The sequence below is a fragment of the Bacteroidota bacterium genome, from assembly GCA_018831055.1.
Lineage (GTDB): Bacteria > Bacteroidota > Bacteroidia > Bacteroidales > B18-G4 > M55B132.
This window is the reverse complement of record JAHJRE010000236.1, coordinates 1-2039: the sequence shown is the minus strand read 5'-3', so window position 1 is coordinate 2039 and position 2039 is coordinate 1. Positions and strand designations below refer to the sequence as shown.

Sequence of the window (2039 nt, the reverse complement as noted above, 5' to 3'; positions counted from 1 at the left end):
CCTGAGCCGGACACGACCCACCCGGAACCATCGTGGCCTCATCCAGAGCCTCCCGGGTCCCGGCCGGAGGGAGGCGTTCAACCGTCCCCGATGCCCCACGAGGAAAGGAGCACCGCATATTGCCGGTCCATGGGGGAATTGAGACAGTCTGTGGCCGAGAGGCTTGCGGATGTGGAAGGAGAGCGCATTCAGCGCGTCCGATTTCAGATCTTTGCGAGATACACCAACGCGGATCTCTCTGGTTTGCCCACGGCCTTTCGGGGCTCCATAAAAGAAGCGGGAGACCTGGAGGCCCAGATTGACCTGAATATCCAGGGTCCCATGGATAAGGCCAGGGTAGAGGGCCTGTGCGAGTCCCTCCCGAACCTGACAGACGGGAGGTATATGGCCGGAATCCAACTTTCCCCGGTTGAGGGTCAGGGTGAGGGAAGCAAGGAGGACTGATCGAATATGGGACCCGCATTTGACCATGCATGCCTTGATCGGCTCACAACCCCAGAGCCCAGACTCCCCCGCCTCGAGGCATGGCTTTTGGATGATGTCTGGACCTGGGACCGCTTCATCGACTGTGGCGGCGTTCCATCCCAATACCTCGAATCAGGCGAAACCCTGGTGAATCAGGCCGAATCACTGCTGACGGCCTCAGCCGATTCTTATTTCAGGGAACTCTGCGCGGACCCCCCTCTTTCACGGACTGTCGCAGAATTTTTCAATCAATACGAGGAAGGGTGTCTTGTGATCCTGGATGGCTGCTCCCTGCGAGAGATGCCCAGGCTTCAGGAACTGTCACAAGGGTCGAGTAGACCTATCCTGGAGACAGGATGTGCGCGTTCGGCCATCCCCAGCAACACGGAGCATTTCATCGGGGCGAGGCTCGGCTTGGGGCTTCCGGTGATCAGCCCCTCCCAATTGGTTTCAAGACGTGAGCTCAAGCAACAGGGCATCCAGGTCCATCTGTTCAAGACACCCGATGAACACCAGACCATCTCCCAGGATGCAGGGCGGCTGCTGGTCTGGCACCGGTTCCCCGATGGCCGTTTCATGGACAGTACCGCCTCTGAAGCTCGGTTTTATGATGGAATCTGGGATAGTCTCGAAATAGTCTGGAGGCGAACTGTTCAGGCTCTTCCGCCTTCAAGGCATGTGTTGGTGACGAGCGACCACGGCTATGTATTCCTCGGTCCGGGCTTGGACGACAGGAACCTGGATAGAACAGACCGTCCCCTGAAGGGGAAACGTTGCCGACAATTCCAGGAAGGTGAGCCGTTGCCGGAAGAAGCTCCCGAGCTATTCATTGATCGCGAAAGGAGAATCGCGGTGATTAAGGGGCGCTGCCATAACCGGCCCCAGGCCCCTTCACCATCCCAGTCTCTTTTTCGTCACGAAGGCATCAGTCTCATGGAAGTCCTAACGCCCTGGCTGGTGCTGGGGCCCATGGAGGTTTAAGAATGAAGCAAAAGGTAGGAACGGTTATAGAGGAAGAGGTCATCAAGCTTGCCAAGAGGCGGGCCGTCGAAGAAAATCGGCCCCTGAGCGACCTGATCCAGGATGCCCTGGTCGCCTACCTCGGCAACAAGGTCCCCGATCCTCGAAAACGTGAAGCAGCCTACAGGATTTTCTGCGAACAACCCATCCGGCTGAGCCGGGAGCAGTTTGGGGAACTCCTGGAAGAGGATACCTGGGACCGATGAATTTAGATGACATACAGAGCGGGAGTCTGTGCGTAGTAGACACCAATGTCCTTCTCTACGCTGAGCAGGGCGCTTCACAGCAATCGCAGAGGCTTCTGAGGCGATGTGCAACTGGCGACCTTCTCATTACCTTGCCGCAAACAGTATGGCACGAGCTGACCCACAAGCTGATGCTGGCCGAAGCCATAATGAATGGAAGCATCTCCGGTCCCAATCCGGCACGTAAGCTGGCCCGGAGGCCGGACGCAGTGAAACGGCTCGGCCTTTACAGGGAGAAGATATCGGCCCTCGCGAAGCTCGGCCTCGGGTTCGAGTCATGCACCAGCGCCGACTTCTTCGAGGCCGCCT

4 protein-coding genes are annotated in these 2039 nt (G+C 58.0%); all 4 read left to right on the top strand.

The annotated features are described in order from the left end of the window. Positions 1-444, top strand: a 444-nt coding sequence (locus tag KKA81_15935) for a hypothetical protein (GenBank protein ID MBU2652419.1), incomplete at its 5' end; no start/stop codon positions are given. A gap of 597 nt (positions 445-1041) precedes the next feature. Beyond that, positions 1042-1446 carry a hypothetical protein gene (locus KKA81_15930; GenBank protein ID MBU2652418.1) on the top strand — a complete coding sequence of 135 codons (405 nt, stop codon included), beginning with the start codon at positions 1042-1044 and terminating at the stop codon, positions 1444-1446. Between the two features lie 2 nt (positions 1447-1448). After that, positions 1449-1691: a hypothetical protein gene (locus tag KKA81_15925; protein MBU2652417.1), complete on the top strand. Its 243-nt coding sequence runs from the start codon at positions 1449-1451 to the stop codon at positions 1689-1691. After that, positions 1688-2039 (top strand): hypothetical protein (locus KKA81_15920; GenBank protein ID MBU2652416.1); only part of this gene is annotated, 352 nt, incomplete at its 3' end. The genes KKA81_15925 and KKA81_15920, both read left to right, overlap by 4 nt.